Below are 25,905 nucleotides of genomic sequence, written 5' to 3'. Positions count from 1 at the left end.
TCGTGGGTTCACTGACGGGCCGGGTGAGCGGTAGCGCCGGACCGAGGGTGGATGCGGACCGCTGGGGATACCGCGCCGACATCGACGGTCTCCGCGCCGTCGCCATCCTGCTGGTCGTGACGTACCACGTCTGGTTTGGGCGCGTGTCGGGCGGGGTTGACGTCTTTCTGATGCTGTCCGCGTTCTTCCTGACGCGCACCTTCCTGCACCGCATCCACACCGGGGCGCCGCCGGACATCGCCCGCCGGCTGATCGGGACGTTCCGGCGTCTCCTGCCCGCCGCCGCGGTCACGCTCCTGCTCGTCCTGCTGCTGGCGCGCCTGTTCTATCCGGCGACGACGTGGCGGTCGCTCTGGGAACAGACGTGGGCGTCGTTGCTCTACGTTCAGAACTGGATCCTCGCGGCCGACGCGGTGGACTACTACAACCGCGGGGAGGCGCCTAGCCCGCTCCAGCATTTCTGGTCTCTCTCCGTGCAGGGTCAGGCGTTCGTGCTGTGGGCTGTGCTGTTCGCGCTCTGCCTGCTGATCATCCGGCGATTCCGGCGGCCTCCGGACGCGGTCGTCGCCGTGGTCTTCGGCGCGGTCTTCGTGGTCTCGCTGGGATACTCCGTCGTGCGCACGGATGCCGCCCAGCAGCTGGCGTACTTCGACACGGGCGCTCGGCTGTGGGAGTTCGCTGCAGGGTCGTTGCTGGTCGTCGCGCTCCCGTACCTGCGGCCCGGGCCTACGGTGAGCGCCGTCCTCGGGTGGGTTGGTATCGGTGGACTCCTCGCCTGCGGCGTGCTGCTCGACGTCGAGGGTGGGTTCCCCGGGTACCTCGCCCTCTGGCCCGTCGTCTGCGCCGCGATGATCGTGATCTCGGGAACCGGTGACGCGGGGCGCGGCCCCGCCCGATTCCTCGCGTCGCGCCCGCTTCGACTCGCCGGTCGCGACGCTTACGCCCTCTACCTCGTGCACTGGCCGGTCCTCGTCACGTGGCTCGTCGTGCGCGAGCGCACGGAGGTCGGAGCGTTGGGCGGCGTGGCGATCGTCTTGGCCTCGCTGGCAGGCGCGCGATTGCTGACGTTCGCGGTGGACCACCCCGTACGACAGTGGCGACGCTCGGAACGCGGCGTCATGCCCTCCGTCGCGGTCGTCGCGGTCGCCGCTTTGGTCGTCCTGGTCCCCGTCGGCACATGGCAGGGTGTGACCGCGTACCGCGAGCAGCGGATCGCGGAGCAGCAGCTGAGCGCGAACCCCGGGGCGCACGTGCTCTTCGACGATGAGGTCTCCGAACCTGACCCGGAGCTGCCGATGATCCCGCTCGCGACGGCGATCGAGGACGAATGGGTGCAGCTCGAACTTGAGTGCAGCGGGGTGCGCGCAATCACCGACGACATCCTGCACGGCTCCTGCTTCGAGAGGCCGGGCACTCAGCGAGCGAGCGAGCTCATCGCGGTGATCGGCGACTCGCACGCGCAGCAGATGACGGCGGCGCTCGTGCCGATCGCGGAGCAGCGCGGCTGGGGCGTCATCACTCTCGTGCGTGGTGGCTGCGCCATGGGCCTCGATGACCCCGGGTTCGATCCCGAGTTCTGCCCGCAGTGGCGCGAAGCGGCGATCCGTCACGTGGAGGCGATCAAACCGTCGGCGGTCATGACCATCGTCACCGCCGCTGATGCGAGCGACGAGGACGAGCGCCTCCGGCCGGGAATCGAGCGGTTCCTCGACCGCATGGACGCAGCCGACATCCCGATCATCGCCGTGCGCGACAACCCCAGGTTCGGATACGACATGTTCGGCTGCGTCATCGAATCTGACGACCCGGAGCGGTGCTCCATGCCGCGCGGTAGCTCGCTGGCGGCGGCCAATCCGGCGCGCATCCTGCAGCGCGACAGCATCACGCATGTCGACCTGACGGAGTGGATCTGTCCGGATGACGTCTGCCCCGCCGTCGTCGGCAATGTCGCCGTCTACCGCGACGACAACCACCTCTCCAGCTCCTACGCACGGACTCTCGCGCCGGTGCTGGAGACCCAGCTGGGGGAGTTGACACGTGGCTGAAGTCCCGGGCTGGGTCGACTCACAGACGCCCGCCTGTATCCTTTGCCGGTGTGCTCGGCGTACAGAATGGAACAACCCTCGTGACTGAAAACGCTGACTCACGCTACCGTCGCCTCGCGACCCTACCCCTGGCTCCGATCACCGCTGGATCCGGCTTCTTGCCCTCTCTGCGCGCAGTGATCGCGCACCGTCAGCTCCTCGGGCTTCTCGTGCGTCGGGACATCAAGGCGCGATACAAGGACAGCGTGCTGGGGCTCCTCTGGGTTCTCATCAATCCCATTGTTCAGCTCACCGTCTACTACGTTGTGATGGGACAGTTCCTCGGTGCCGCCCGAGGTATCCCGGACTTCGCCATCTACGTTTTCTCGGGACTGACGATCTACGCGTTCTTCTCGGAGATGCTCTCGGGCTCGACCGCGTCGGTGGTGCAAAATGCTGGACTGGTCAAGAAGGTCTATGTACCGCGCGAGATCTTCCCACTGGCGAGCGTCGGCTCTGCCTCGTTCACATTCTGCGTGCAGCTCCTGGTCCTCTTGACTGCCTGCATCGTCCTGGGAGCTCCGCCGCTCTCAGGGGGCCTGGTCTACGCGCTGCCTGCCATCGCCCTCGTGGTGGTGTACGGGCTCGCGGCCGGCATCCTGCTGTCCGCCCTGAACGTCTACCTCCGCGACGTGCAGTACCTGACCCAGGTCGTGCTGATGCTGGCGATGTGGGCTTCACCGATCGTCTACGGCTGGACGATGGTCAACTCGGTCTTCGAGCAGTTCCGCTTCCCGGGATGGCTTCTCGAGGTCTACACCAACAGTCCGCTGACCCTCGCGGTGCTGGGGTTCCATCGCGCCTTCTGGGTGTCCGGCACCCCGGCCGATTACCCTGCCCACCTTGGAATCCGAATGCTGATCGCGTTCGGGATCGGTCTCGTTGTTCTCTGGCTCTGTCAGCGTGTCTTCTCGCGTCTGCAGGGCAACTTCGCTCAGGAGCTGTGATGAACGTCATTGATGTGGAACCTGGTACGGGACACCCCGAGATCGTCGTCGTGGATGACGTCTCCAAGCACTTCATCATGCGTCGTGACAACTCGCTCAAAGAGCGGGTTGTCACCTTCGGGAGACAGGGTCGTATCCATCGCGAGAAGTTCGACTCGCTGAAGAACGTGTCGTTCTCGATTCCGGCGGGCACGTCCATCGGTTTGATGGGGCCGAACGGTTCGGGCAAGAGCACGCTGCTCAAGATCATCGGAGGAATCATCGACCCCTCGTCCGGGTCGGTGCGACGTCGCGGTCGTATGGCTGCCCTTCTCGAACTCGGAGCCGGCTTCCACCCGGATCTATCGGGCCGGGACAATGTGTATCTCAATGCCTCTATCCTCGGCCTGTCCAAGGCGGAGACTGACGCGCAGTTCGACAGCATCGTCGCGTTCGCCGAGATCGGCGACTTCATCGACACCCAGGTGAAGTTCTACTCATCGGGGATGTACGTACGACTGGCGTTCGCCGTCGCCGTTCACACCGACCCCGACCTCCTGCTCGTCGATGAGGTCCTCGCCGTCGGCGACGAGGCGTTCCAGCGCAAGTGCATGGACAAGATCCGTCAGTTCCAGAACGAAGGACGCACGATCATTCTCGTGTCCCACTCGGCGTCGCAGGTCATGGAGGTTTGTGACCGCGGGGTGGTTCTCCATGACGGGACCGTCGCCTATGTCGGTACCGCCGCGGATGCGACACGGGTGCATCGCGACATTCTCGAGGGGAGACGCAAAGCAAACGTGGCGGAAACGGTCGTCGAGGAGGAGCAAGTCAAGGCCTCCGTAGTCCGTTCCATCGAGGTCCTGAACTCCGCCAGGCAACCGCTGAAGGATGTCAAGCCGGGTGAGGACATGATCATCCGGATAGTCGTCTCGCATACGGACGCTCACTCTCGCTGGTACACGACCTTCAGCATCGACACCCCGTCGGGTCAGCAGGTCTTCGGTACGGGCGTCAAACGCCTCGGCTCATATCACTCCGAGATCGGGTCCGGCGAGGCGACGGTCGAGTACTTGATCCCGAACAGTACCTTCGGGGGCGGCCAATACTTCGTCAACGCGGACGTCCTCGATGCCAACAATCGTCGTCTGGATGTCCTGTGGCAGGGCGCTCAGTTCTTCGTGCCGATGGATGAGCGCAGGACGGGGACCTTGCACGCGGATGCGCGTCTCATCTCGCAGGTGAGGTAGCGGTTCAACGTGACGTACGTTCGCCTAGGCTAGTTCCGTGGTTCTTGCTATGACCCTGATGGTGCGCGACGAAGTAGACATCATCGCTCCGATGATCGAGTATCACCTGAGCGCTGGTGTCGACGTCCTCATCATCACTGACAACGGGTCCATCGATGGTACGCGAGAGGTGCTCGCCGAGTACGAGGAAGATACTCGCATCGTCGTCATCGATCACCCTGATCACGACAAGAATCAGTCGGCACGTGTCACGGAGATGGCGAGGCGCGCGTACTCCGAGTTTTCAGCCGATTGGGTGATCAATGCCGACGCGGACGAGTTCTTTGTTCCCGTCGACCGCTCGCTGGACCTCAGAACACTGTTCTCGCGGATGCCCAGCTCTCTCGGGTCTGTTGTCGTACCGGTCATCGATATGACCGGGGCCCCGGCGAGATCCGGCGCGGGCCTCGCGCGGCTAACGCTGCGGGATGAGCGTCCTGAGGATGATCTCTACTGGCAAGCGGGGCTGCATGCCCACGCGACTCCTGACGCGGTGCACGTAGGCGCGCCTGACGTCACCGTCTCGCAGGGTAATCACTTCGTCAGTATTCCTAGCCGAGGTGAGCTCCCCCCCGGGCTGGAGTTAGAGAGCCTTCACTTTCCGTGGCGCTCCTATGACCAGTTCTCGAAGAAGGTGATCAATGCTGGGCGCGCTTACGACTCCAACCCGGGGCTCACGCCGAGCCCGAGGCACCATGGAATGAGGGATTACCGCTTCTTCCGCGCTGGTGTGCTGGAAGAGATCTATCTCTATCGACACCCGCGCTCCGAGCGCCCCGGGCAACGTCTTCGGTGTGATGATTGGCTCATGTCGGCGCTGACGGAACTCGCGAATCGTCCGTCCACCCGCCGACCCGACCTCATTCGTGCTGCCCTCGTCTCGACCGAAGATCACGTCTATCACGCTGCAGAGCGGGAGGCAGCCACGGCTGTGGCTCGCGCTGTCCTGCTAATCGAGGAGGAGCGGTCGCGAGCGGCAGCAGAAGCGCAGGACGCGAGGAACGAAGTCGCTCTCACCCAGGGGCGGGCTTCCGAGCTTGAGGACCGCCTGACGGCCGCACAACATGAGATTGGCCGTCTACGGCTTGAAGCGGCCGAGGCTGTCGCTGATGCTGAGGTCGCGCGACGCGCGCTGGAGAGCGTGCGAGCTAGCCGCACCTTTCGAGCCGTGCGGCTAGCTGCCGCCCCGCTCGATTGGTTCCGAAGACACACCAACCGTGCCGGCGTCGGTTAGGGCTGTTTCGTTTACTCGGAGTATCGCGTTCCCGCGACGCCCTACGCGCGGTGTGAGAGGGTGAAGGCGAAGCGCCGTCGCGCATTTACGCCGCGTAGGATCGAACGCGTGAGTCCCGCCGTCGTCGGCGCCCCCGGATCGCCGCGGCGCTACCTCCACTCCCTGTGGTTGCTGTCGGCGCGCGACCTCCGCGTGCGTTACTCCACGAGCGCGCTCGGTTACTTCTGGTCGGTCCTGGACCCGCTCGTAATGAGCGGGATCTACTGGTTCGTCTTCACGCAGGTCTTCCACCGCGATGTCGGCGAGAACCCCTACATCGTGTTTCTCATCACTGCCCTGCTGCCGTGGGTGTGGTTCAACTCGGCGGTCACCGACTTCACACGCGCCTTCAATAAGGACGCGAGGCTGGTGCGATCGACCTCCATTCCGCGCTCGATCTGGGTGGGACGCATCGTCCTGAGCAAGGGCATCGAGTTCCTCTTCTCGCTCCCGGTGCTCGCGGTGTTCGCGATCTTCGGGGGAGCGACGGTCGACGCGGCGCTTCTGCTCTTCCCCGTGGCCGTCGTTCTGCAGGTGATCCTGCTGCTCGGCCTCGGGCTCATCGTTGCGCCGCTCTGCGTCCTCTGGGGTGACCTTGAGCGCACCACTCGCCTCGTCCTGCGGGCACTGTTCTACGCGTCTCCGATCATCTACGGCGTGGCCGACCTGCCGGGCGTGTTCAAAGAGATCGGCGCATTCAACCCCCTGGCCGGCATCTTCACGCTCTACCGCGTCGGGTTCTTCCCCGACCAGTGGGACACGCTGTCCGTGATCGTGGGGGCCGCCGCCAGCATCCTGATCTTCGGCCTCGGCCTCCTCGTCTTCTCGCGCCTCGAGCGTCCGGTGCTGAAGGAGCTGTGATGACGGGACCCGCGATCGAGGTGCGCGACCTCGGCGTCCGCTTCCGCCGTAACCGCCGCGGACGACGCAACCTCAAAGACTTGTTCGGAGGTGCGTCACGCCGCAGCCGTCCCGGCGAGTTCTGGGCGCTTCGCAACGTCTCATTCTCGGTCGAATCGGGGGAGTCGATCGGCGTGGTCGGACGCAACGGACAGGGTAAGTCGACGCTCCTCAAGCTCGTCGCCGGGGTTCTGCTGCCGGATGAGGGCCGCGTCGATGTGAACGGTGGGGTGGCGCCGCTCATCGAGATTACGGGCGGTTTCGTCGGCGATCTCACCGTGCGGGAGAATGTGCGCCTGACGGCGGGTCTGCACGGAATGTCGAAGGCCGAGGTCAACCGCCGCTTCGATGACATCATCGAATTCGCTGAGATCGGTGATTTCGTCGACACCCCCTACAAGCACCTCTCGAACGGCATGAAGGTGCGCCTGGCGTTCTCGGTGGTGTCGCAGCTGGACGAGCCGATCCTCCTCGTCGACGAGGTGCTCGCCGTCGGCGACCGTGCGTTCCGTGCGAAGTGCTACAAGCGCATCGACGAACTGCTCGCCGAGGGCCGGACGCTCTTCTTCGTCAGCCACAACGAGAAGGACCTGCGACGTTTCTGCACGCGGGGCCTCTACCTCGACAAGGGGTCACTGGTCCTCGACGGGCCTATCGGCGACGTGCTCGACCGGTACAACGAGGACCACAACGGCGGAGCCTGAGGCTCAGCCCTCCGCCGGGTCGAAGATCCGCTCCCACGACTCGGGGGACGTCAGCTGCCCCATCGCGCGACGGTAGCGCCGTGACAGCTTCGGCCAGTCGCGCTTGAGCTGCGCGTGCAGTCGCAGGCTCTCACGCAGCATACGTCGGAAGGTTGCCCGATCGCGCGTGTAGATGGTCTTGCCGGACCCGTCGGCTGCGCTCACGAGGGCGCTGTCGTAGCGCGGCACCCGCCACCAGTTCGCGTCGCCCTTGCCGAACTCGACCTCGGGCTGCGCGACGTTCTCGGGTCGAGGCGTGTGGAGCCAGTGCGAGGCGAGCGTCGACACGGTGAACCACCGGAGCTTGAGGCCCGTCGGGCTGTCGAAGGTGTGACGGGGCAGACGCTTGAAGACCTGGCGGCCCTTGCGCGAGCGGAGCGGCACGCCCGTGTCGCGATGCACGATCGTCTCAGGGAAATCTTTCTGGAGAGCCCGCGCGGCGGGCATGGCCGTCGCGATCCCCGCCGCCATGTGCTCAGGCCCCGAGAGGATGTCGCGCAGTGCGCGATGACGCAGCTCGACCGGGTAGTACTGCATCATCATGAGGTGCTTGAGGTCGAGCCGTCGGCTGTGTCGCAGCAGGGTTCCGCCTCGCGGGCTGTTCGAGTGCAGCAGCGCGGCGACGATCCGGTTGCGGGCGTGGAAGTAGGCCTGCCAGTCGATGGAGTCGTCCTTGCCGACCCACGACACGTGCCAGAGCGCGACCCCGGGCATCGAGACGGTCGGGAACCCGGCGTCGCGGGCTCGCAGGCAGTATTCGGCGTCGTCCCACTTGATGAAGGCGGGCAAGGAGAGCCCGACCTGACGGATGACCTCGACCGGGATGAGGCACATCCACCAACCGTTGTAGTCGGCGTCGAGCCGCATGTGCAGCTCGGGGGACTGCCGCAGGTTCGCCACGGAGAAGTCGTGCGGCATCTTCTCCTGCTGCAGCGTGCGCCACATGAACGGCACGTCGTCGACGACCTCGGCCCAGGCGTGGAGCTTCGGGCGATCGAGCAGGTCGAACATGTGGGCGCCGACGATCGTCGGCGTCGTCGCGTACCGGCCGAAAACGATCGACCGGCGGAGCGACTCGGGCTCGATGCGGACGTCGTCGTCGAGAAGCTGCACGAAGTCGCTGTCCGGCCGCTGCAGGGTCTCGTGCATTGCGCGAGCAAAGCCGCCCGAGCCGCCGAGGTTTGGCTGTGTGATGATCTGAAGCGTCTCGCCGAGACTGTCGGCGACGTCGGAGAAGTCGTGCTGAGCGTCGACGCGGTCCGTTCCCTGGTCGATGAGGAAGATGCGATCGACCAGCTCGAGCACGTCGGGCGCCTCGTCGAGGGCGCGGAGGGTCGCGACGCAGTAGTCGGGCTTGTTGTACGTCGTGATGCCGAGCGAGGCCTTGCCCGTCCGGGCCGGTTCCTGCTCGGTCGTCCATTCCGCCCCGAGGAACCGGGCGTCCTCGCGGTCGGCGGCGATGTCGAACCAGATCCACCCGCCGTCGCTGTACTGGTTGAGGGTGAGGTCGAAGGTGCTCGTCGCCTCCCCGGTGACCTCGCGGGTCTCCAGGCGCTGGCGGGTGCCGCCGCCGTTGGAACGGTAGACGAGGACGGTGGCCGGCCCCTCGGTGCGCACCGTCAGCGTCACGTCGCGGACCGGGGTCCAGTGCTGCCAGTACGAGGCCGGGAAGGCGTTGAAGTAGGTGCCGAACGACACCCGCCGCCCGCCCACGATGCGCGCCTCCGAGCGGCCGAGGATGTTCGACAGCTGGGCCCGCGACGAGACGCGCACCGGCTCCTCGTCGATCTCGGTCCACGTCTCGGGGTCGACGTAGAGGGGAAGGAGGTCGGGGTCGTGCTCGAGCGGGAGCACGGCGCGCTGCAGCAGGTGAGTCATGGTCTGTCTTTCGTCAGGGACGGGCCGGCTGATCAACCAGCGGCTGCATCGGCCGCCACGTGCGGTCGCGCGCGATGCGCCGCCCGTCGCGGAGGCCGCGGAAGAGATTCGAGGTGCCTCGCACGGTGCGCTCGACGAGGAAGAGCCGGATGAGCTCCTTGCCGAAGGTCAGCGTCGTCCCGAGGCCGAACAGCACCGGGTTGTAGACGCCCTTCGTCCGGTAGTACTGCTTGATGTGCGCCCGGTTGCGCATGATGTAGTACCGGTAGGCGTCGCTCGAGGCGTTCATGTGGCGGATGCCCATGTCCCACTGGCGGATCTCGCGCGTGCGGCGCAGGACGAATTCGTCGACGATGACCGACGTCGTGATTCGCGAGGCGAGCCAGCCGTAGAGCTGGTCGTCCCAGTAGATGAAGAAGCGCGGGTCGGGCAGTCCGATGCGGGCGACGATGTCGCGGTGGATGAACATGCCCTCGAAGCAGCCGGAGTTCATCTCTTTGTACCCGGACTCGCCGAAACCGGCGGGCGCGAAGGGGATGGGGATGCCCATGCGTTCGGCGATGCGGTACTGCCAGTAGAACTCGCTGCCGTCGTAGTCGTAGCGGCGACCCTGGATGCTGCGGAACCGCGGCGCCCAGCGTCCCATCTTGGCGAGCCCGTCGGGCAGCACCTCGACGTCGTCGTCCATGAGCCAGATCCACTCGGACCCCAACTCATAGGCCACGCGCACACCTTCGCTGAATCCGCCGGATCCGCCGGTGTTCGTCTCGAGGCGCCGGTACACGAGCTCTGTGCCCAGTCGATCCCGGAACGACTCGACGACCGCGGTCGTGTCGTCTGTCGAGGCGTTGTCGATGATCACCACGCGCCCGGGCTTCGGGTCCATCCGGACGACGCTCTCGAGCAGCCGCGACAGAAGCGCGGAGCGGTTGAAAGTGACGACGGCGATGGTCGCCGATGTCGGGTCGAAAACCTGCGCGCTCACCGGCCCGATCCTACCGTGCGATGCCGTGCGTTCCCGTCGAGGTGTCGTCGGGCAGCCCGGCGGCGGGCGATCCCGGCCGCGCGGCGTCCCGGATGTTCTCGCGCCACGACTTCGACTGCCCGGCTCGCAGCGCGCAGAGGACGAGCATCAGCCAGCCGTACCCGTGGAGGGGGAAGCTCTCGAAGAGGGCGTCGACGAGGACCGTCACGAGGATGAGGGGAGTCCAGGCGTAGAGAATCGACCGGCGTTCACTCGCGACGAGCCACGCGCGTCCCAGGGCCAGTCCCGCGAAGGCGATGAAGATGAGCAGACCGACCCACCCGAGCTGGAGCACGACGTCGACGTACGCGTTCAAGGCCGAGCTGTGTCGGTCCCCGAGGGCGAAGTTGATCGCGTTGAAGGGGAAATCGGTGCGCGACCACGGCCCGAACCAGCCCCACCCGCGCACCGGCTCGACGCGGACGAACGAGGCGACCTGGTCCCAGAGCTCGGCCCGGATCGAGAAGTCCGTCCCGGCCCCGATCCACGCGATGATGCGCTCGCGCAGCAGATATCCGACCATGGCGCCGACGATCACGGTCGCGCCGAGCACGGACTGGACGGTGCGTCGCAACGCGCGTCGGGTGCGACGCACGAGGCCGAGTGCCGCCGTCGCGACGGCCGTGGCGACGGCGAGGACGAGGACGGTGGGCGAGTCGGAGAGAGCCGCGAGGAGCGCGGCCAGCACGGCCGAGAACAGCGAGACACCGGTTCGCACCGACACCGTGCGCCACTCGATGTAGAAGGTGATCAGTGCCAGGACCGCGATGAATCCGAGCGAGTTGCGGGTGCCGAAGATGCCCTGAACCGGGCCGAGAGCGGCGATGTCCCCTTCGATGCCGAGGAAGGTGAACGGCATGTCGAAAAAGACACCCGAGAGCAGCTCGAGCAGGAGCGACAGCACCAGCAGCACCCGGAAGACGTCGGCCAGTGCGCGGACCGTCTGCAGGGTGTCGCGCGTGTTCGCGATGACGACGGCGAGGAACGCGATCGCCGCGAGCGCGAGCCAGCCGCTGACGGTCCCGGAGGTGTCTGTCGTCCACGTGACACTCGCGAGGGCCCAGCCGAGGAACAGCACGAGGGTCGATGGGATGAGGCGCACGAGGGTGAACTCGCGACGGCGGACCAGCAGCACGGCCGCGCCGACCGCGCACAACCCCGCGATCACGGTGAACCAGGTGACCCGGCCCGCGGTGCGGTCGACGAGGTGCTGAGCGAACACCGCGGCGATCGCCGTGTGTGCGAATGCCTGCGCGAACGCCGCGGAGTCGAGCGTGCGGACGACCCAGGAGGCGGACAGTCCGGGCGGAGTCGTCACGCCACGCCTTCGACGGGCGTGCCGCGCTCGATCGGAGCACCGCCCTCGAGGGGCCACGCGGCAGCGAGTGTCGAGCGACGCCGGACGGGTGTGCCGCGAACGGAGGCGGGGGCCTGCTTGATGGCGAAGGCGAGCATCACGAGCAGGAACCATCCCCAGTTCAGCAGAGGCGACGACTCGGTGATGCTCTGGACGAGAAGGATCGTCGCCACGAGCGCGGGGATCAGCAGGAGGCGCGACCGCGGTTCCCGCTGGGCGCCGGGGCGGGGGATGCGGCCGAGCGCCAGGAACCATGCGCGCCAGGTGAAGGCGCCGAGGGCGACGGCGAACAGCACCACGCCCACCACCCCGAGCTGCATGGCGACGTCGAACCAGGTGCTGTGCGCTTGCATCACCGTAACGCCGCGGTCGACGATCCAGCCGTCGAAGAAGGGATCCGTGGGCACCCACGGCACCGAGTAGCCCCAGCCGATGATCGGGCTCTCGGCGAATCGCTCGCCCACCGTCGCCCAGATCTCCTTCCGACCGCTGAGGTCGGAGGAGCGCCCGAGCATCTCGAACAGAGCTTCGCGGACGAGCCACAGGGTCGTGATGAGGGCGACGCCCGTGACGGTGAAGACGATGTAGAGGATGCGGCGGGTGCGCGCTGTGCGCGCGCGTCGCATGAGCAGGACGACCACGATGACGATCGCGATGGCGATCGCGCACATCGCGGCAGTGGCCGACGAGCCGCGCCAGAAGCAGAAGGCCGCCAGCAGCGTCCACACCACCAGCGGGCCCCGGCGGCCGGCGCGGGTGTTGATCTGCAACCCGAAGACGACGAGTCCGAGCAGCGCGATGTAGGCGAGCGAGTTCGCGTTGCCGAAGATCCCCTGGATGCGGTCATCCGTGAAGAGCTTGTCGCGAGACCAGAACATGATCGGGTCGCCCGTGAAATCGGGCCCCGGGCGGACGAAGCCCGGGAGGATCGGCCCGCGCCAGATGAGCGAGACCCACAGCTCGAAGGCCAGGGAGAGCGCCAGCATCCACTTCACCGCCGCAGCGATCGCCTCGATGATCTGACGTCCCGTGAGGACGGACGCGACGAAGATGGCCTGCGCGGTGGTCGCGAGCAGCAGCGCCAGCGTCATGGCGGTCGCGCGTGGCCATTCCGTCCACAGCAGCGAGAGCACCGCCCACCCGACGTAGGCCAGGGCGAACCACGGCAGGCGGCGCCAGCGGCGGCGGGGTCGCTGAATCAGCCAGATCGCCGCTGACACGGTGGTCGTGACGGCGACCACGACGGCCGAGCCGCCGACCCCGATCGCCATGAGCCAGGCCGTGCCCGCCATCGAGGAGGCGATGATCAGGGTGCACCAGGCTCGCACGAGCCGGAGCGGGAGGAGCCGCGGCGATGAGGTCGTCGCCGCATCCGTTCCGGATTCCCCGCGCGTATGACTGGCCATGATGCTCTCAGATTAGCCGCAGGGGCTGAGAGCCATCACGTACCCCGGAGCGCCTCCGGCTGCTCGGGAAGGCGGTCGCCCTGCTCCGCGTCGAGACGTTGCTCGGCCGGACCGCGCCCGACGAGCGGGGCCTGCTTGATCTTGAAGGCGAACAGGATGATGAGGAACCATCCCCAGTTCAGCAGCGGTGCCGACTCGGCGAGCCCCTGGACGAGCAGGATGGTCGCGACGAGGGAGGGAACGAGCGTCAGAGCCGTATACGGGCGATCGGCCACGAGGTCCCACCGGGGCCGATCGACGGCGAAGAACCAGGACCGCCAGACGAACGCCAGCAGGGCGAGCGCGATGAGAGCGACGCCGATGAAGCCGAGCTGGAGCGCGACGTCGAGCCACATGTTGTGCGCCTGCATGACGCTGACGCCGTGGTCGACGATCCAGCCGTCGAACGCCGGGTCCGACGGAACCCAGGGGGTCGAGTAGCCCCACCCGATCAGCGGCCGCTCGGCGATGCGCTCGCCGACGGCGTCCCAGATCCGCTGACGTCCCGTCAGATCGGACGAGCGGCCGAGCAGATCGAACACCGTGTCGCGCGCGAGCCACACGACGGCGCCGCCGAGGCCGGCGACGACGAGGTACATGACGTAGAAACGCGTGCGCTCGCCGGGGCGGCGTGCGGTGCGCATCAGCAGGATCGTCACGAGCACGACCGCCACAGCGATGGCGCACAGGAGCGCGGTGGCCGAGGCCGCCCGCCAGAAGAGGAAGACAGCGAGCGCCGTCCAGAGCCCGAGCAGGAACCTGCGCGGCGCGCCCGATGCGATCCGCACGATGAAGACGATGATCGCCAGGAGGGCGATGTAGGCGAGGGGGTTGGCGTTGCCGAAGATCCCCTGCAGGCGGCCGCCGTTGAAGAGGTTGTCGCGTGACCAGAGGGTGATGGGGTGGCCGGCGTAGTCGGCATCCGGTCGGACGAAGCCCGGGAGGATGTCACCGCGCCAGATGAGGGCGACCCACAGTTCGAACAGGATGGACAGTGCCAGCATCCACTTCAGCGCCGCCGCGACCGCGCGCAGGATCTCGCGCCAGGTCAGCACCGCGCCGACGAACATCGCCTGCACGGTCGTCGATACGAGCAGCAGCAGCGTGAGCTCGGTGGCGCCCAGCCACGCGGACCACAGCATCGACATCACGGCCCACGCGACGTAGGCCAGCGCGAACCACGGCAGGCGGCGCCACTGCACCCGCGGCCGCAGCGAGACCCAGAGGACCGTCGACACGAGTCCGGTCGCGACGACGACGACGCCTGCGACCGCCGGGCCGAACGCCATCAGCCAGCTCGTGCCGGCCATCGACGCGGCGATGACGAAGACGCACCACGCCCGCAGGAGGAGATGCCCGGTGGTCTCTCGCGCGGGCGCCGCGGGAGGCGCCGAGACGGGGTGGCGGGAGTAGACGGCCATGGTGCAGACAGGCTATCGCGGCGGCGCGTCCGGCACCCGATCCGACGGTGCCCGCGCTCTAGGCTGGGCTCGTGCTGATTCCGATCTCGAACATCGCCAGAGACTACGCATGGGGCTCCCAGACGCTCATCGCCGAGCTGCAGGGTCGCGAGCCTTCGGGGGAGCCCGAAGCGGAGATCTGGTTCGGTGATCATCCGGGCAGCCCGTCGCGCGTCGACGACGGCACGGGACGCCCGCTCGACCTCGCCCTGTCCGAGGCCGGGCTCGCGCCGCTTCCCTACCTGCTGAAGATCCTCGCGGCGGCGACGTCGCTGTCGATCCAAGCGCACCCTTCCCGAGAGCAGGCAGCCGCGGGATTCGCGCGCGAAGAGGCGGCGGGCATCCCGCGGGATGCCGGGGGCCGCCTCTACCGCGACGAGAATCACAAGCCCGAGATCATCGTCGCCCTCTCGGATTCATTCCGCGCGCTGGTCGGATTGCGGCCGATCGCCGACACCCAGCGTCTGCTCGCCGCTCTGGGCGAGCGTGCGGGCGTCGTCGCGTTGGCCGCTGCGCTCACGCCGACCGACGCTGAGGACGAGTCTGCGGCGCTCCGCCGCGTCATCGGATGGGCGCTCTCGGGCGAGGCATCGGATGTCGTGACCGACCTCGCCGCTGCGCTCGATCGATCCGTGGGGGCGGGCCGCTCGGACTCGGACTTCGCCGCCGAGACGGCCGTGCTCAGCGAGATCGCGGGTGCATTCCCCGGCGACCCGGGGCTCATCGTGGCGACCCTCATGAATCTCGTCGAGCTGCGACGAGGCGAGGCGCTCTTCGCGCCGGCGGGTGTGCTCCACGCTTATCAGGAGGGCCTCGGAGTCGAACTGATGGCCGCCAGCGACAACGTGCTCCGCGGTGGCCTCACGCCCAAGCACGTCGACGTGACCGAGCTGCTGCAGATCGTCAGCACCGACAGCGGTCCCGCGCCGATCGTCGAGCCCATCGAGGTCGCGCCCGGGGTGTTCGGCTATGACGTCGGCGTGCCGGACTTCCGTCTCGCGCGCGTCGAGACGACCTTCGAGGCGGTCACCGAGATCGCGCTCGCCGGCACGGCGATCGTCCTCGCGACGCGCGGCGACGTCGTCGTCGAAGCGGACGGTAAGCGCGTGGAGCTCGTGCCCGGCACGGCGGCCGTCGTCGCGGCGGAGTCCGTCGCGATCGGCGGCGCGGGGGAGGCGTTCGTCGCGCAGCCCGGCGCCTAGCGAGTCGCGACACGCCGATGGAGCGTCGCGAAGCTTAAACATGGGCTTGAGGGTTTACGATCCGCGACTTGACCCAGAGGAATCACACGGGTGTAATTAATGCGAGACACGCGGCTCGCGTGCCGGCCGGCGAGGAGGGGACACGATATGACGGCATACCGTTCGGGCGTTCCCGACAACTGGTTCGTCGATCCGGTCAACCTGGGCGTGCCCGGTGTTCGCCGCGTCGACACCGACGGTGACGACAATGCGCTCGCCTGGCAGACCGACGCGCTCTGCGCGCAGACCGACCCCGAGGCGTTCTTCCCCGAGAAGGGCGGCTCCACCCGCGACGCCAAGCGCATCTGCACGTCGTGCGACGTCCGCGGGGAATGCCTCGAGTACGCCCTGCAGAACGACGAGCGCTTCGGCATCTGGGGCGGCCTCAGCGAGCGCGAGCGCCGCAAGCTGAAGCGTCGCGCAGTCTGACGAGCTCCGGCGGCCGGGGTCGCTGATATCGGCGAACCGCCTCGCCGCTGTCGAGCTCGCTCAGAATCGCCACCTAGGCTTGCTCCGTCATGCCCGCCCGTGTTCATGCGCTCCTGGTCGTGCGTCCCGATGGACGCGCACCGGCGGCCTTCCACCTCACGCGCACGCTCGCCGCGCTGCGCGATCAGACGCGCGCCGTCGACGCATTGACGATCGTGCTGTGCGGCGGCGACGACCGTCTGCGCGCTCTCGCGGAGGAGTCGGGTGCCGAGGTGGTGATCGCCGCGCCGTCCCGAACGGGCTTCGCTGCCGCGCTCCGGCTGGCGTCACGACGTCTCGACGGTGACGCGGTGTGGCTGCTGGCGCAGGACGTCGCGCCCGAGCCGCAGGCGCTGCAGCGGCTGGCCGCCGCCCTCGAGACGGCGCCGTCCGTCGCGATCGCCGTTCCGAAGCTCGTCGAGTGGGATGACAACACGCGCATCGTCTCGCTGGGACGCTCGATGACGAGGTTCGGCGCTGCGGTCGGTCTCGCTGACGGTGAGCACGACCAGGGCCAGCACGACGGTACGGACGACGTCCTCGGCGGTGATGTGCGCGGCATCCTCGTCCACACCGCCGCGTGGCGGGAGCTCGACGGGCTCGACGATGCCCTCGCCGGTGCCGACGAGGGGCTCGATCTCGGCGTGCGCGTGCGTCTGGCCGGCGGCCGCGTGGTCCTCGCGCCCGGGGCGCGCATCGCCGTCGCGCACGACGGCGTGGCCGGCCCCCCAGCACCGCGGACCATGGGCGCCCGCGCCCGCGTCACGCATGCCGCACGCGTCGCGCAGCTGCACCGGCGACTGGTTTACGCCCCGCCGCCCGTTGTCGTACTGCACTGGCTCACGCTCCTGCCACTGGCGCTCTGGCGCAGCGTCGTCGACCTCGTCGGCAAACGTCCCGCGCGGATCGGCCCGGAATGGTCGGCCGCCGTGACCGTGCTGGTCCGGTTGCGTGCCGTCGCCCGCGCCCGACGTCGGATCGCTCGTCACCGGCGCGCATCCTGGTCGCAACTGGCGTCGCTGCGAGTCAGCTCGCGGGTCATGCGGCAGCGTCTCATCGAGGATCAGCCCGCCGGCGACGGTCCGCGTCGGACCGAGCTCGGCTTCTTCTCCGGCGGTGGTGCGTGGGCAGTCCTCGCAGCCCTCGTCGTCTCGATCGCGGCGATGCCCGCGGCATTGAGCTGGCCCTCCATCGGCGGCGGAGCCCTCGCTCCGCTCGCCGCCAACGCGGCCCGCGCCTGGTCCGAGGCGACGGGTGCGCAACGACCGCTCGGGTGGGAAGCGGTGGGCCCCGCTGACCCGTTCAGCGCCGTTCTCGCTGTGCTCGCATCGTTCTCGCCGACGGACCCGTCGCGCGCGCTCGTGGTGCTGTGGCTCCTCGCCCTCCCGCTCGCGGTGCTCGGTGGATGGTTCGCTGCCACGCGCGTCACCGAGCGTGCGGCGCTGCGCATCGTCGGTGCCGCGATCTGGGCACTGGCGCCGATGTTCCTCGTGGCACTGGGCGACGGGCGCCCGGCATCCGTCATCGTCCACCTCGTGCTGCCGTGGCTGGCGTTCACCGCTGCCGGCGCTCACCGTTCGTGGGGCAATGCCGGTACGGCTTCGATCCTCCTCGCCGTCGTCTTGGCCTGCTCCCCGGTTCTGTCCGCTCCCGTCGTGATCATCTGGGTCTTCGCCGTCGTGCTGTCGATGGTGCTCCGGGGCCGGCGCGCGGCGTTCCGGTGGCTGTGGATCATCGTCCCGTCGCTCGCGCTGTCGGCACCGCTCGTTCTCGCCCGGCTCCGCGCCGGAGACCTGTGGTCGCTGCTGGCCGACCCGGGGGTGCCGTGGAGCGGCCCGCGATTCGCCGATGATGTCGTCGGGAGATTCCTGTTCGCCGCCGGGTTCCCTGCGGATGCGGGGTGGGCGGCCTTCACGGGAGCCTCCGGCCCGGTGTGGTGGTTGCTGCTGTTCACCGCGCCTCTGCTCGCGCTCGCGCTCGCCGCTGCCGCGTCGACGCGTCGCTTCGTCGGAATCGTGCTCCTGGCCGTCGCGGGTCTCGGAGTCGCGACCGCCTTCGCCGCGGCAGGTCTGGCCGTCGCCATCGACGGGACGACCGCGATCCCGCTCTGGCCGGGCGCCGCCCTCAGCCTCGCGTGGATCGGAGTCGTCGGCGCGGCGCTGTTGACGCTCGACAGCGTGGTGCCGGTTCGAGCGGTCCGGACGGTCGCCGCCGCGATCGCCGTCGCCGGTCTGGTCGTCGCAGCCGTCCCGACGCTGACCGCTCACGCGCGGGATGCCGCGGCCGTCGGCCGCGGCGAGACGAGCACCCTTCCCGCGTTCGTGGCGGCCGAGGGGGCGAACACGCCGGGACTCGGAACCATCGTGCTGACTCCCACCGACGACGGTGTCGCGGTCGATGTCGTCTGGGGCGGCAGCGCGACCCTCGGCGGCCAGTCCTCACTCGTCACCGCGCGCACGGAGCTGACCGATGCCGATCGGGAAGCGGCGCAGGTCGCCGCCGACCTCGTCGCCGATACCGCGAACGACGTCGTCGGCGAGCTGCGCGACCACGGTGTCGCGTTCATCCTGCTCGCCTCGAACGGCGACGACGAATCCGCGGCGGCCCGCAGCACACGCCTCGCGGCGGCGACGGCGCTGGGCAGCCGCGACGGCTTGGACGCCGTCGGCTCGACGGACAAGGGCGAGCTGTGGCGCCTGTCCGGTGAGGTGGCTCCCCGGGCAGACGCGCCGGCATCCGCGCGCGCATTCGCCGCCGCAGCGTGGAGCGGCATCGCCGCGGTCTTCGCCATCGCCCTGCTGCTGGCCCTGCCCACGCGGGGCAGCCGATCGGCATCTCGAGCCGCTCCGCGTCTCGTGGGGATACGCGCGCTCCGCAGGAGGGACCGATGACCACGCGAACTGCACTCGTGACCCGTCTCGTGGCGGGAGCCGTGACCGCTGTCGTCATCGGCGGCGGCGTGATCGCTGCCGCTGCCGCGCCGTGGCCGACCCTCACGCGCGAGCCGATGTCGCTCGACGTGGTGCCCGAGGCGGCGCGCTCGGTTGCGGCGTGCGATGGGCCCCTGCTCGCGCTCGGCCGTGACGCGACGGTCGCGAGCGCGATTACCAGCGCCGCATCGTCGACCGTCGTCGCGGCTGCCGACGGCGCCGAACCCACCGAGTACACCCTCGCCGCTCCCGACCGCGCCGATGACGGCGCACCGCCGGCGGCCTTCTCGGCAGAGCCGACGGGAGGCCGCCCGACGGATCTCGGCGCGGCGTCGGCCGCATCGCTCGACGAGGCCGACCTGCGCGGGCTCGCCGTCTCGGCCTGCACGCGTCCCGCGATGGAGTCGTGGCTGGTCGGCGGATCGGCGGCGACGGGAGCCAGCGACCTGGTCCTCCTGACGAACCCGGGCGATGTCGCCGCGACCGTCGACCTCCGCGTGTTCGGCGCCGACGGTATGCAGGAACCCGTCGCGGGACAAGGCGTCGTCGTCGGGGCTCGCTCGCAGCGGGCCATCCCCCTCGCGGCTCTCCGTCGCGGCGAGCAGAGCCCGGTCGTGCAGGTCACGGCCCAAGGCGCGCCCGTCCGGGCCTCGCTGCAGTCGACACTGACCCGCACGCTCATCGCCGGCGGAGTGGACCAGATCGGCGCGAGCGCGCTCCCCGCTCCCCAGCAGGTGATCCCGGCCGTGAACGTGACGGTCGCACCCGACTCCGGCGCTTCGGCCGGAGGGCTCTCGGTGCGCCTGATGGCCACAGCGGCCGACGCAGGCGCGAGCGTCACGGTGCGTTCCGTCGCGGACGGCGGCGTGGTGTCCCAGCAGGATGACATCGCCCTCACGGCTGGCCGACCGGTCGAGCTCGAGGTGACGGGGATGCCCGTCGGCGACTACACGGTGACCGCGACCGCGGATGCGCCTCTCGTGGCGGCGGCATGGACATCGACCGATCTGGCGGCCCCTGCCGACTTCGCCTGGGCGGTGGCAGCGCCGCTCGTCGAGGCCCCCACTCTCGTCGCCGTCGCGCCGGCCCCCGGGCCGACGCTCACGCTGACGGCCGAGCGCGAGACCGTCGCGACGGTGACGCCGGTGAGCGGCGGAACGCCCCGGACGGTCGAACTCGCCGCCGGGCAGTCGCGGACGATCGAGGTCGAAGCCGGAACGATCTACCGGATCGATCCCGGGGCCGGCGGCATCCGCGGTTCCATCGGCTTCTCGGGCGACGGACAGCTCGGAACCTACCCGGTGGCCGGTTCCGCCGCAGCGGCGGCCGAACTCACCGTCTATCCCTAGGCGTCGGTCAGAGGAAGCGGAAGCGATCGGGCCCGAGATCCCACGGGTCGCGATCGAGGTACTCGGCCGCAGCGCGGAAGACGCAGCTCTCGACCATCATCCGGCGGTGCAGGTCGTCGTTCCGGTGCAGTCGGTTCAAGCGCTCTATCGGCAGGCGGTACAGCACGATCCGTTTCTCGGCGGCGAAGACCTGCCAGCGAGGGATGCCGTCTTCGTCGCTCGCCGCGGGCATCCCGGCGACCTCGAAGCGGACCTCCCGCAGCTCGGGCCAGGCGCTGCGCAGGAACTCAGCAGCGGTGCCCACCGACAGATCGAATCGCTCGGAGCGCGTCTCGAGGGGAGGGAGTGGCGGCCGCACGACGGGGCTCCGGTCATCGCGGCCATGACGGCCGTGCCGCGACGGCCGGTTCCGCCGCGGCGGGACGGGTCGGGAACGACGCCGGATCATGAGGCCATCCTATGCCGCGAGGGGCGGGGGCTCGGCGCGGCATCCGGACGTACGGGGTAGACGGCGTTACCGTGGATGCGATGCGCGAGAGACTGTGTTCGAAGGTGGGCTGCGCCCGCGAGGCCGTGACGACCCTCACCTTCGACTACGGCGACCAGATGGCCGCGCTGGGTCCGCTCGGCGGCGGAACGGACCCGCACGCGCACGACCTCTGCGCGATCCACACCGAGCGCCTGTCGGTGCCGAAGGGCTGGGTCGTCATCCGGCACGAGACCCTGCGGGTCTGACCGGGAATCCGCGCGGCGTCTCCTGGGCCGCGCCGACGAGCGCCGCTGCGCGCTCGTCGGTTCGCATGATCGCGGCGTACTCGCGGTCGCGTCGCACCGCCACGACCGCTCGCACGAGCGTCTCCGGGTCCGAGTGCGGCAGGGGTGAGACGAAAGGTGCGATCTCGGCGGCGATCATCTCCGCCGAGCGCGAGCGCGCCCCCGGTTCCATGCCCTCGGCCGAGCGTGCGAACTGAGTCGCCCGTCGGGCGATGCGGTCGGGCAGTCTTCCCACATCGGCCACCTCCGCCCATTCCTGCAGCTGACCGGGGACGGGCCCGGCGGGGGTCGGGAGGCGGGGCGCGCGCGTGCGTTCGCAGTACGTTCCCGCGACCATGTCGCCGAGGCGGGTCGATCGCGGGGTGAACGTCGCGACGATCCCCGCGAGGGCGCCGAAGGTGAACCAGATCTCCAGCACACCGACGAGGGCGCGGATGAAGGCCTGTCGGAATCCGGTGGCGCCACCGTCGGTGCGGACGATGCGACCGCCGACCGCCAGCTTCCCGAGGCTGCGGCCGCGCGCGAGCGTCTCGATCGCCGTCGGGATGACGACGAGCACGAGGACGAGCGCCGAGACGACGAGGATTCCGGACAGGTTCTCGAGGCCGAGGCCCCCGACAACGAAGCCTCCGACGAAGTAGGACAGCAGCAGCAGCGCGACGCCGCAGAGGACGTCGATGAGAGCTCCGAGCGCGCGGAGGAAGAAGCCGAGGGGCTGAACGTCGAGTGCGACCGCCTCGCCGGTGAGGATCTCGTCCTGGGCGATCTGCACCGGGGGAGCGGGCGTGGTCATGGGTACAGTTAAGCAAATGGACCTCGACGCCCTCGTCGCCGCGCGTCGCGCCGAATGGGATCGGCTCGACGCGCTCGGCCGCGCCCGCCGCTTGTCGAGCGACGAGGTCGACGAGCTGGTCACCCGCTATCGCGCGGCGTCGGCCGATCTCGCCGACATCAAGACCTCGGCGGGTCGCAGCGTCGAGGGCGATCGGCTCTCGATGATCCTGTCGCGCGCACGTCTGCGGCTGACCGGAGCCCCCGAGAACGTGCTCCGGCAGCTGCCCCGCTTCTTCCTGCAGCAGCTGCCGGCCGCGCTGTACCGCGTGCGCTGGACCACGCTGGCGGTCGCCGTCGGCTTCGTCGTGATCAGTGCCCTCGTCGCCTTCTGGGTCTCGGGCGATCCGGCCGCGGTCGCCGCCCTCGGCTCGCAGGCGCAGCTCGAGCAGTATGCGGAGAACGACTTCACCGCCTATTACAGCGAGAACCCCGCCGCGGTGTTCGCGGGAACCGTGTGGACGAACAATGCGTGGATCGCCGCCCAATGCGTGCTGTTCGGGATCACCGGCCTGTGGCCGGTCATGGTGCTCATGCAGAACGCCGTCAGCATCGGTCAGGCAGCGGCGATCCTCATCTCGTTCGACCGCGGTGACGTCTTCCTGCTGCACATCGCACCGCACGGCCTGCTCGAGCTGACCTGCATCTTCGTGGCCGGGGCGACGGGGCTGCACATCTTCTGGGCGTGGGTCGCGCCCGGCCGGCGCAGCCGCGGCGAGGCGCTCGCAGCCGCCGGCAGATCCCTCGCGACGGTGGCGATCGGACTGATCATCGCCCTCGCGCTCTCCGGGCTCGTCGAGGGCTTCGTGACACGTCAGCCCTGGCCGTGGCCGATCAAGATCGGCATCGGTGCACTGGCCCTCGCCGTGTTCCTCGCATACATGCTGGGCCTGGGCCGCGTCGCGGCTCGTCGGGGCGAGACCGGTGATCTCACCGAATACGAGGCCGGCACCCCGCGTCTCGTCGCGGGCTGACGAGCGCGTTCACCGCGGCTTAATTTGATCTGATCAAAAATGCCGGATACGATCGGGGCATGACGATCGCGACCGCTCCCGAGGCCATCCGCGCCTTCGGTCTGCGTGTGACCGAGTCCCGCTCCGCCGTCTACGACGCTCTGCATGCGAGCCCCCACGCCAGTGCCGACGAGGTCTATGCGGCCGTCGTCCAGCGGATGCCGCAGACCAGTCGGCAGTCGGTGTACAACGCCCTCAATGACTTCGCCGACGCCGGTCTCGCTCGGCGCATCGAGCCCGCCGGCCGCTCCATGCTGTTCGAGCTGCGCGTCGGCGACAACCACCACCACCTCGTGTGCACCGAGTGCGGCCGGGTCGAAGACGTCGACTGCGCCGTCGGGCACACGCCGTGCCTGCAGCCGTCCGACGACCACGGGTTCGAAGTCGCCTCGGCCGAGGTGACCTACTGGGGTCGGTGTGCGGCGTGCGCCGCATCCGCGCCCCCGGCAGCATCCTGATCTTCTCTCTCTCCCGAAAACCCCCAACGGAAGGATCCCCATGAGCGATCGCGACCAGCAGTCCGCGCCCATCGGCGAGGACGTGACCGACACCGACCAGGCGGTCACCCCCATCGACACACCCGAAGACGAGCGCGCCGACGGCGAGACCCGGCCGCGTTCCAACGACGCCGGCGGCTGCCCCGTCATCCACGGCGGCGAGCAGGGACAGGGGCACGGCCACGGATCGCACGGCGGACAGCCTCACCCGACGGTCGGCAACGCCAACCACGTCTGGTGGCCGAACCAGCTCAACCTGCGCATCCTGAAGAAGAACCCCGCCGTGGCCAACCCCGTCGGTGAGGACTTCGACTACAAGGCCGCGTTCGAGTCGCTCGACCTCGCCGCCGTGAAGAAGGACATCGAAGAGGTCCTGACCACGTCGCAGGACTGGTGGCCGGCCGACTTCGGTCACTACGGCCCGCTCATGATCCGTATGGCCTGGCACTCGGCCGGCACGTACCGCGTCACCGACGGCCGCGGCGGCGGTGGGGCCGGCCAGCAGCGCTTCGCCCCCCTGAACAGCTGGCCCGACAACGTCAACCTCGACAAGGCTCGGCGCCTGCTGTGGCCCGTCAAGAAGAAGTACGGCCAGTCGATCTCGTGGGCTGACCTCATGATCCTCGCCGGCAACGTCGCGCTGGAGTCCATGGGCTTCTCGACCTTCGGCTACGCCGGCGGCCGTCCCGACGTCTGGGAGCCGGACGACGACGTGTACTGGGGCCCCGAGACGACGTGGCTCGCCGACGAGCGCTACTCCGGCGACCGTGACCTCGAGAAGCCCCTCGCCGCCGTGCAGATGGGCCTCATCTACGTCAACCCCGAGGGTCCGAACGGCGAGCCCGACCCGCTGAAGTCGGCCCGCGACATCCGTGAGACGTTCGGCCGCATGGGCATGAACGACGAGGAGACCGTCGCCCTCATCGCCGGTGGCCACACCTTCGGCAAGACCCACGGCGCGGCCCCCGACTCGAACCTCGAGGACAACCCCGAGGCCGCGGGCGTCGAGATGCAGGGCCTGGGCTGGAAGAACAACTTCGGCACCGGCCACGGCGACGACACGATCACGTCGGGCCTCGAGGTCACCTGGACGTATCACCCCACCCGCTGGGACAACGAGTTCTTCCACATCCTCTACGCCTACGACTGGGAGCTCATGCGCAGCCCCGGCGGCGGACACCAGTGGCGTCCCGTCAACGGTGCCGGTGCCGACATGGTGCCGCTCGCGCACTCCGACGGCCGCCGCGAGCCGCGCATGCTCACGAGCGACCTCGCGCTGCGCATGGACCCCGCCTACGACGAGGTCTCGCGTCGCTTCAAGGACGACCCGGTGGCCTTCGGCGACGCGTTCGCCCGCGCCTGGTTCAAGCTCACGCACCGCGACATGGGCCCCATCGCCCGCTACCTCGGACCCGAGGTGCCCCAGGAGGAGCTCATCTGGCAGGACCCGCTGCCCGCCGTCGACCACGAGCTGATCGATGACGCGGATGCCGCCGACCTCAAGGCGCGCATCCTCGCGACCGACCTGACCGTGAGCGAGCTCGTCTCGACGACGTGGGCCGCGGCTTCGACGTTCCGAGGCAGCGACAAGCGCGGCGGCGTCAACGGCGCCCGCATCCGTCTCGCCCCGCAGAAGGACTGGGAGGCCAACAACCCGGCCCAGCTGCAGCGCGTGCTCGGCGTGCTCGAGAGCGTGCAGGCGTCGTTCAACGACGGCCGTGCCGGCGGCAAGAAGGTCTCGCTGGCCGACCTCCTCGTGCTGGCGGGCAACGCCGGTGTCGAGAAGGCCGCGCGCGACGGCGGCGTCGAGGTGACGGTTCCCTTCCGTCCCGGACGCACCGACGCCACCGCGGAGCAGACCGACGAGCTGTCGTTCAGTCACCTCGAGCCGGTCGCCGACGGGTTCCGCAACTACTACGGCCCGAACGCGTTCCTGCCGGCGGAGCACCACCTGATCGACAAGGCGAACCTGCTGACGCTGAGCGCTCCGGAGATGACCGTGCTCGTCGGTGGCCTTCGCGCGCTGGGAGCCAACTACGACGGATCGTCGTTCGGCGTGTTCACCGAGCGTCCGGGCGTGCTGACGAACGACGTGTTCGTGAAGCTGCTCGACCTCGGCGCCACCTGGAAGCCGCTCGACCCCGGCTCGCACGCCTTCCGCGGCGTGAACGCCGACGGTTCGGAGATCGGCATCGGCACGCGTGTCGACCTGCTGTTCAGCTCCAACTCGGAGTTGCGCGCCATCGCCGAGGTGTACGCCTCGGATGACGCGAGCGAGAAGTTCGTGCGCGACTTCGTCGCCGCCTGGACCAAGGTCACCGAGCTCGACCGGTTCGACCTGCGCTGACCCGCAGCATCCCTGCGAAGGCCCGTCCCGATTCCCCGGGGCGGGCCTTCGTCGTCGCTGCTCGCGCTGGTTCGGG

Annotated in this window: 21 protein-coding genes; 14 read left to right on the top strand and 7 right to left on the bottom strand. The window is 69.0% G+C overall.

Annotation, left to right across the window (positions count from 1 at the left end):
* Nucleotides 1-2 precede the first annotated feature (2 nt).
* The 6 genes from DO944_RS11990 (at nucleotide 3) to DO944_RS11965 (ending at nucleotide 7,176) form a co-directional block, all read left to right on the top strand.
* Nucleotides 3-2,045 (top strand): acyltransferase family protein, encoded by a 2,043-nt coding sequence (locus tag DO944_RS11990; RefSeq protein WP_181574227.1) that lies wholly within the window; start codon nucleotides 3-5, stop codon nucleotides 2,043-2,045.
* Between the two features lie 80 nt (nucleotides 2,046-2,125).
* Nucleotides 2,126-3,031: an ABC transporter permease gene (locus DO944_RS11985; protein ID WP_112617365.1), complete on the top strand. Its 906-nt coding sequence runs from the start codon at nucleotides 2,126-2,128 to the stop codon at nucleotides 3,029-3,031.
* A complete protein-coding gene (locus DO944_RS11980; protein ID WP_112617364.1) occupies nucleotides 3,031-4,260 on the top strand; it encodes an ABC transporter ATP-binding protein in 1,230 nt (409 codons plus the stop codon). The genes DO944_RS11985 and DO944_RS11980 overlap by 1 nt, the downstream gene beginning before the upstream one ends.
* Before the next feature lie 49 nt (nucleotides 4,261-4,309).
* On the top strand, nucleotides 4,310-5,533 hold the full coding sequence (locus DO944_RS11975) for a glycosyltransferase family 2 protein (protein WP_112617363.1): 1,224 nt from the start codon (nucleotides 4,310-4,312) through the stop codon (nucleotides 5,531-5,533).
* Nucleotides 5,534-5,641: 108 nt separating this feature from the next.
* Nucleotides 5,642-6,433: an ABC transporter permease gene (locus tag DO944_RS11970; RefSeq protein WP_112617362.1), complete on the top strand. Its 792-nt coding sequence runs from the start codon at nucleotides 5,642-5,644 to the stop codon at nucleotides 6,431-6,433.
* Nucleotides 6,433-7,176, top strand: coding sequence for an ABC transporter ATP-binding protein (locus DO944_RS11965; protein ID WP_112617361.1), 744 nt, complete (start codon nucleotides 6,433-6,435; stop codon nucleotides 7,174-7,176). Before DO944_RS11970 ends, DO944_RS11965 begins: the two co-directional genes overlap by 1 nt.
* 3 nt (nucleotides 7,177-7,179) lie before the next feature.
* Here DO944_RS11965 and DO944_RS11960 read toward each other — a convergent pair whose 3' ends face one another.
* Genes DO944_RS11960 through DO944_RS11940 form a run of 5 tightly spaced genes read right to left on the bottom strand, consistent with a single transcriptional unit; the run spans nucleotide 7,180 to nucleotide 14,340 of the window.
* A complete protein-coding gene (locus DO944_RS11960) occupies nucleotides 7,180-9,093 on the bottom strand; it encodes a glycosyltransferase (protein ID WP_112617360.1) in 1,914 nt (637 codons plus the stop codon).
* A 13-nt stretch (nucleotides 9,094-9,106) separates the two neighbouring features.
* The gene (locus DO944_RS11955) at nucleotides 9,107-10,078 is read right to left on the bottom strand and encodes a glycosyltransferase (RefSeq protein WP_258524707.1); all 972 of its coding nucleotides are present in this window, start codon (nucleotides 10,076-10,078) and stop codon (nucleotides 9,107-9,109) included.
* A 10-nt stretch (nucleotides 10,079-10,088) separates the two neighbouring features.
* Nucleotides 10,089-11,435: an O-antigen ligase gene (locus DO944_RS11950; RefSeq protein WP_258524706.1), complete on the bottom strand. Its 1,347-nt coding sequence runs from the start codon at nucleotides 11,433-11,435 to the stop codon at nucleotides 10,089-10,091.
* A complete protein-coding gene (locus DO944_RS11945; protein WP_112617358.1) occupies nucleotides 11,432-12,880 on the bottom strand; it encodes an O-antigen ligase in 1,449 nt (482 codons plus the stop codon). Before DO944_RS11945 ends, DO944_RS11950 begins: the two co-directional genes overlap by 4 nt.
* Before the next feature lie 35 nt (nucleotides 12,881-12,915).
* Nucleotides 12,916-14,340 (bottom strand): O-antigen ligase, encoded by a 1,425-nt coding sequence (locus tag DO944_RS11940; protein WP_112617357.1) that lies wholly within the window; start codon nucleotides 14,338-14,340, stop codon nucleotides 12,916-12,918.
* Nucleotides 14,341-14,411: 71 nt separating this feature from the next.
* Between DO944_RS11940 and manA the strand changes: the two genes are divergently transcribed.
* The 4 genes from manA (at nucleotide 14,412) to DO944_RS11920 (ending at nucleotide 20,367) form a co-directional block, all read left to right on the top strand.
* A complete protein-coding gene (manA, locus tag DO944_RS11935; protein ID WP_112617356.1) occupies nucleotides 14,412-15,581 on the top strand; it encodes a mannose-6-phosphate isomerase, class I in 1,170 nt (389 codons plus the stop codon).
* A gap of 147 nt (nucleotides 15,582-15,728) precedes the next feature.
* The gene (locus tag DO944_RS11930; protein ID WP_023955405.1) at nucleotides 15,729-16,049 is read left to right on the top strand and encodes a WhiB family transcriptional regulator; all 321 of its coding nucleotides are present in this window, start codon (nucleotides 15,729-15,731) and stop codon (nucleotides 16,047-16,049) included.
* Between the two features lie 89 nt (nucleotides 16,050-16,138).
* A complete protein-coding gene (locus tag DO944_RS11925) occupies nucleotides 16,139-18,979 on the top strand; it encodes a glycosyltransferase family 2 protein (RefSeq protein WP_112617355.1) in 2,841 nt (946 codons plus the stop codon).
* Complete coding sequence (locus DO944_RS11920) at nucleotides 18,976-20,367, top strand: DUF5719 family protein (RefSeq protein ID WP_112617354.1); 1,392 nt, start codon at nucleotides 18,976-18,978, stop codon at nucleotides 20,365-20,367. Before DO944_RS11925 ends, DO944_RS11920 begins: the two co-directional genes overlap by 4 nt.
* A 7-nt stretch (nucleotides 20,368-20,374) precedes the next feature.
* On the opposite strand, the gene DO944_RS11915 is transcribed toward DO944_RS11920, so the two are convergent.
* Entirely contained in the window at nucleotides 20,375-20,815 is a 441-nt protein-coding gene (locus DO944_RS11915; protein ID WP_023955399.1) for a metallopeptidase family protein, read from the bottom strand.
* An 80-nt stretch (nucleotides 20,816-20,895) separates the two neighbouring features.
* Here DO944_RS11915 and DO944_RS11910 point away from each other — a divergent pair, with 80 nt between their 5' ends.
* A complete protein-coding gene (locus DO944_RS11910) occupies nucleotides 20,896-21,102 on the top strand; it encodes a DUF3499 family protein (protein ID WP_036305938.1) in 207 nt (68 codons plus the stop codon).
* Here the strand turns inward: DO944_RS11910 and DO944_RS11905 are convergent.
* Nucleotides 21,074-21,934, bottom strand: a complete 861-nt coding sequence (locus tag DO944_RS11905; protein ID WP_112617352.1) for an RDD family protein — start codon at nucleotides 21,932-21,934, stop codon at nucleotides 21,074-21,076. The two genes, DO944_RS11910 and DO944_RS11905, sit on opposite strands and share 29 nt — an antisense overlap.
* Nucleotides 21,935-21,950: 16 nt before the next feature.
* Between DO944_RS11905 and DO944_RS11900 the strand changes: the two genes are divergently transcribed.
* The 3 genes from DO944_RS11900 to katG are packed head-to-tail and all read left to right on the top strand — an operon-like array spanning nucleotide 21,951 to nucleotide 25,829.
* Nucleotides 21,951-22,946, top strand: a complete 996-nt coding sequence (locus DO944_RS11900) for a stage II sporulation protein M (RefSeq protein WP_112617351.1) — start codon at nucleotides 21,951-21,953, stop codon at nucleotides 22,944-22,946.
* 59 nt (nucleotides 22,947-23,005) lie between these two features.
* The gene (locus tag DO944_RS11895; RefSeq protein ID WP_112617350.1) at nucleotides 23,006-23,443 is read left to right on the top strand and encodes a Fur family transcriptional regulator; all 438 of its coding nucleotides are present in this window, start codon (nucleotides 23,006-23,008) and stop codon (nucleotides 23,441-23,443) included.
* Nucleotides 23,444-23,483: 40 nt separating this feature from the next.
* Entirely contained in the window at nucleotides 23,484-25,829 is a 2,346-nt protein-coding gene (gene katG, locus DO944_RS11890) for a catalase/peroxidase HPI (RefSeq protein ID WP_112617349.1), read from the top strand.
* Nucleotides 25,830-25,905: the final 76 nt, after the last annotated feature.

It is taken from the genome of Microbacterium sp. SMR1 (genome assembly GCF_003289625.1).
GTDB lineage: Bacteria > Actinomycetota > Actinomycetes > Actinomycetales > Microbacteriaceae > Microbacterium > Microbacterium plantarum.
Note: the sequence above shows the minus strand (reverse complement) of the source record. Positions and strands in the feature narration are given on the sequence as shown.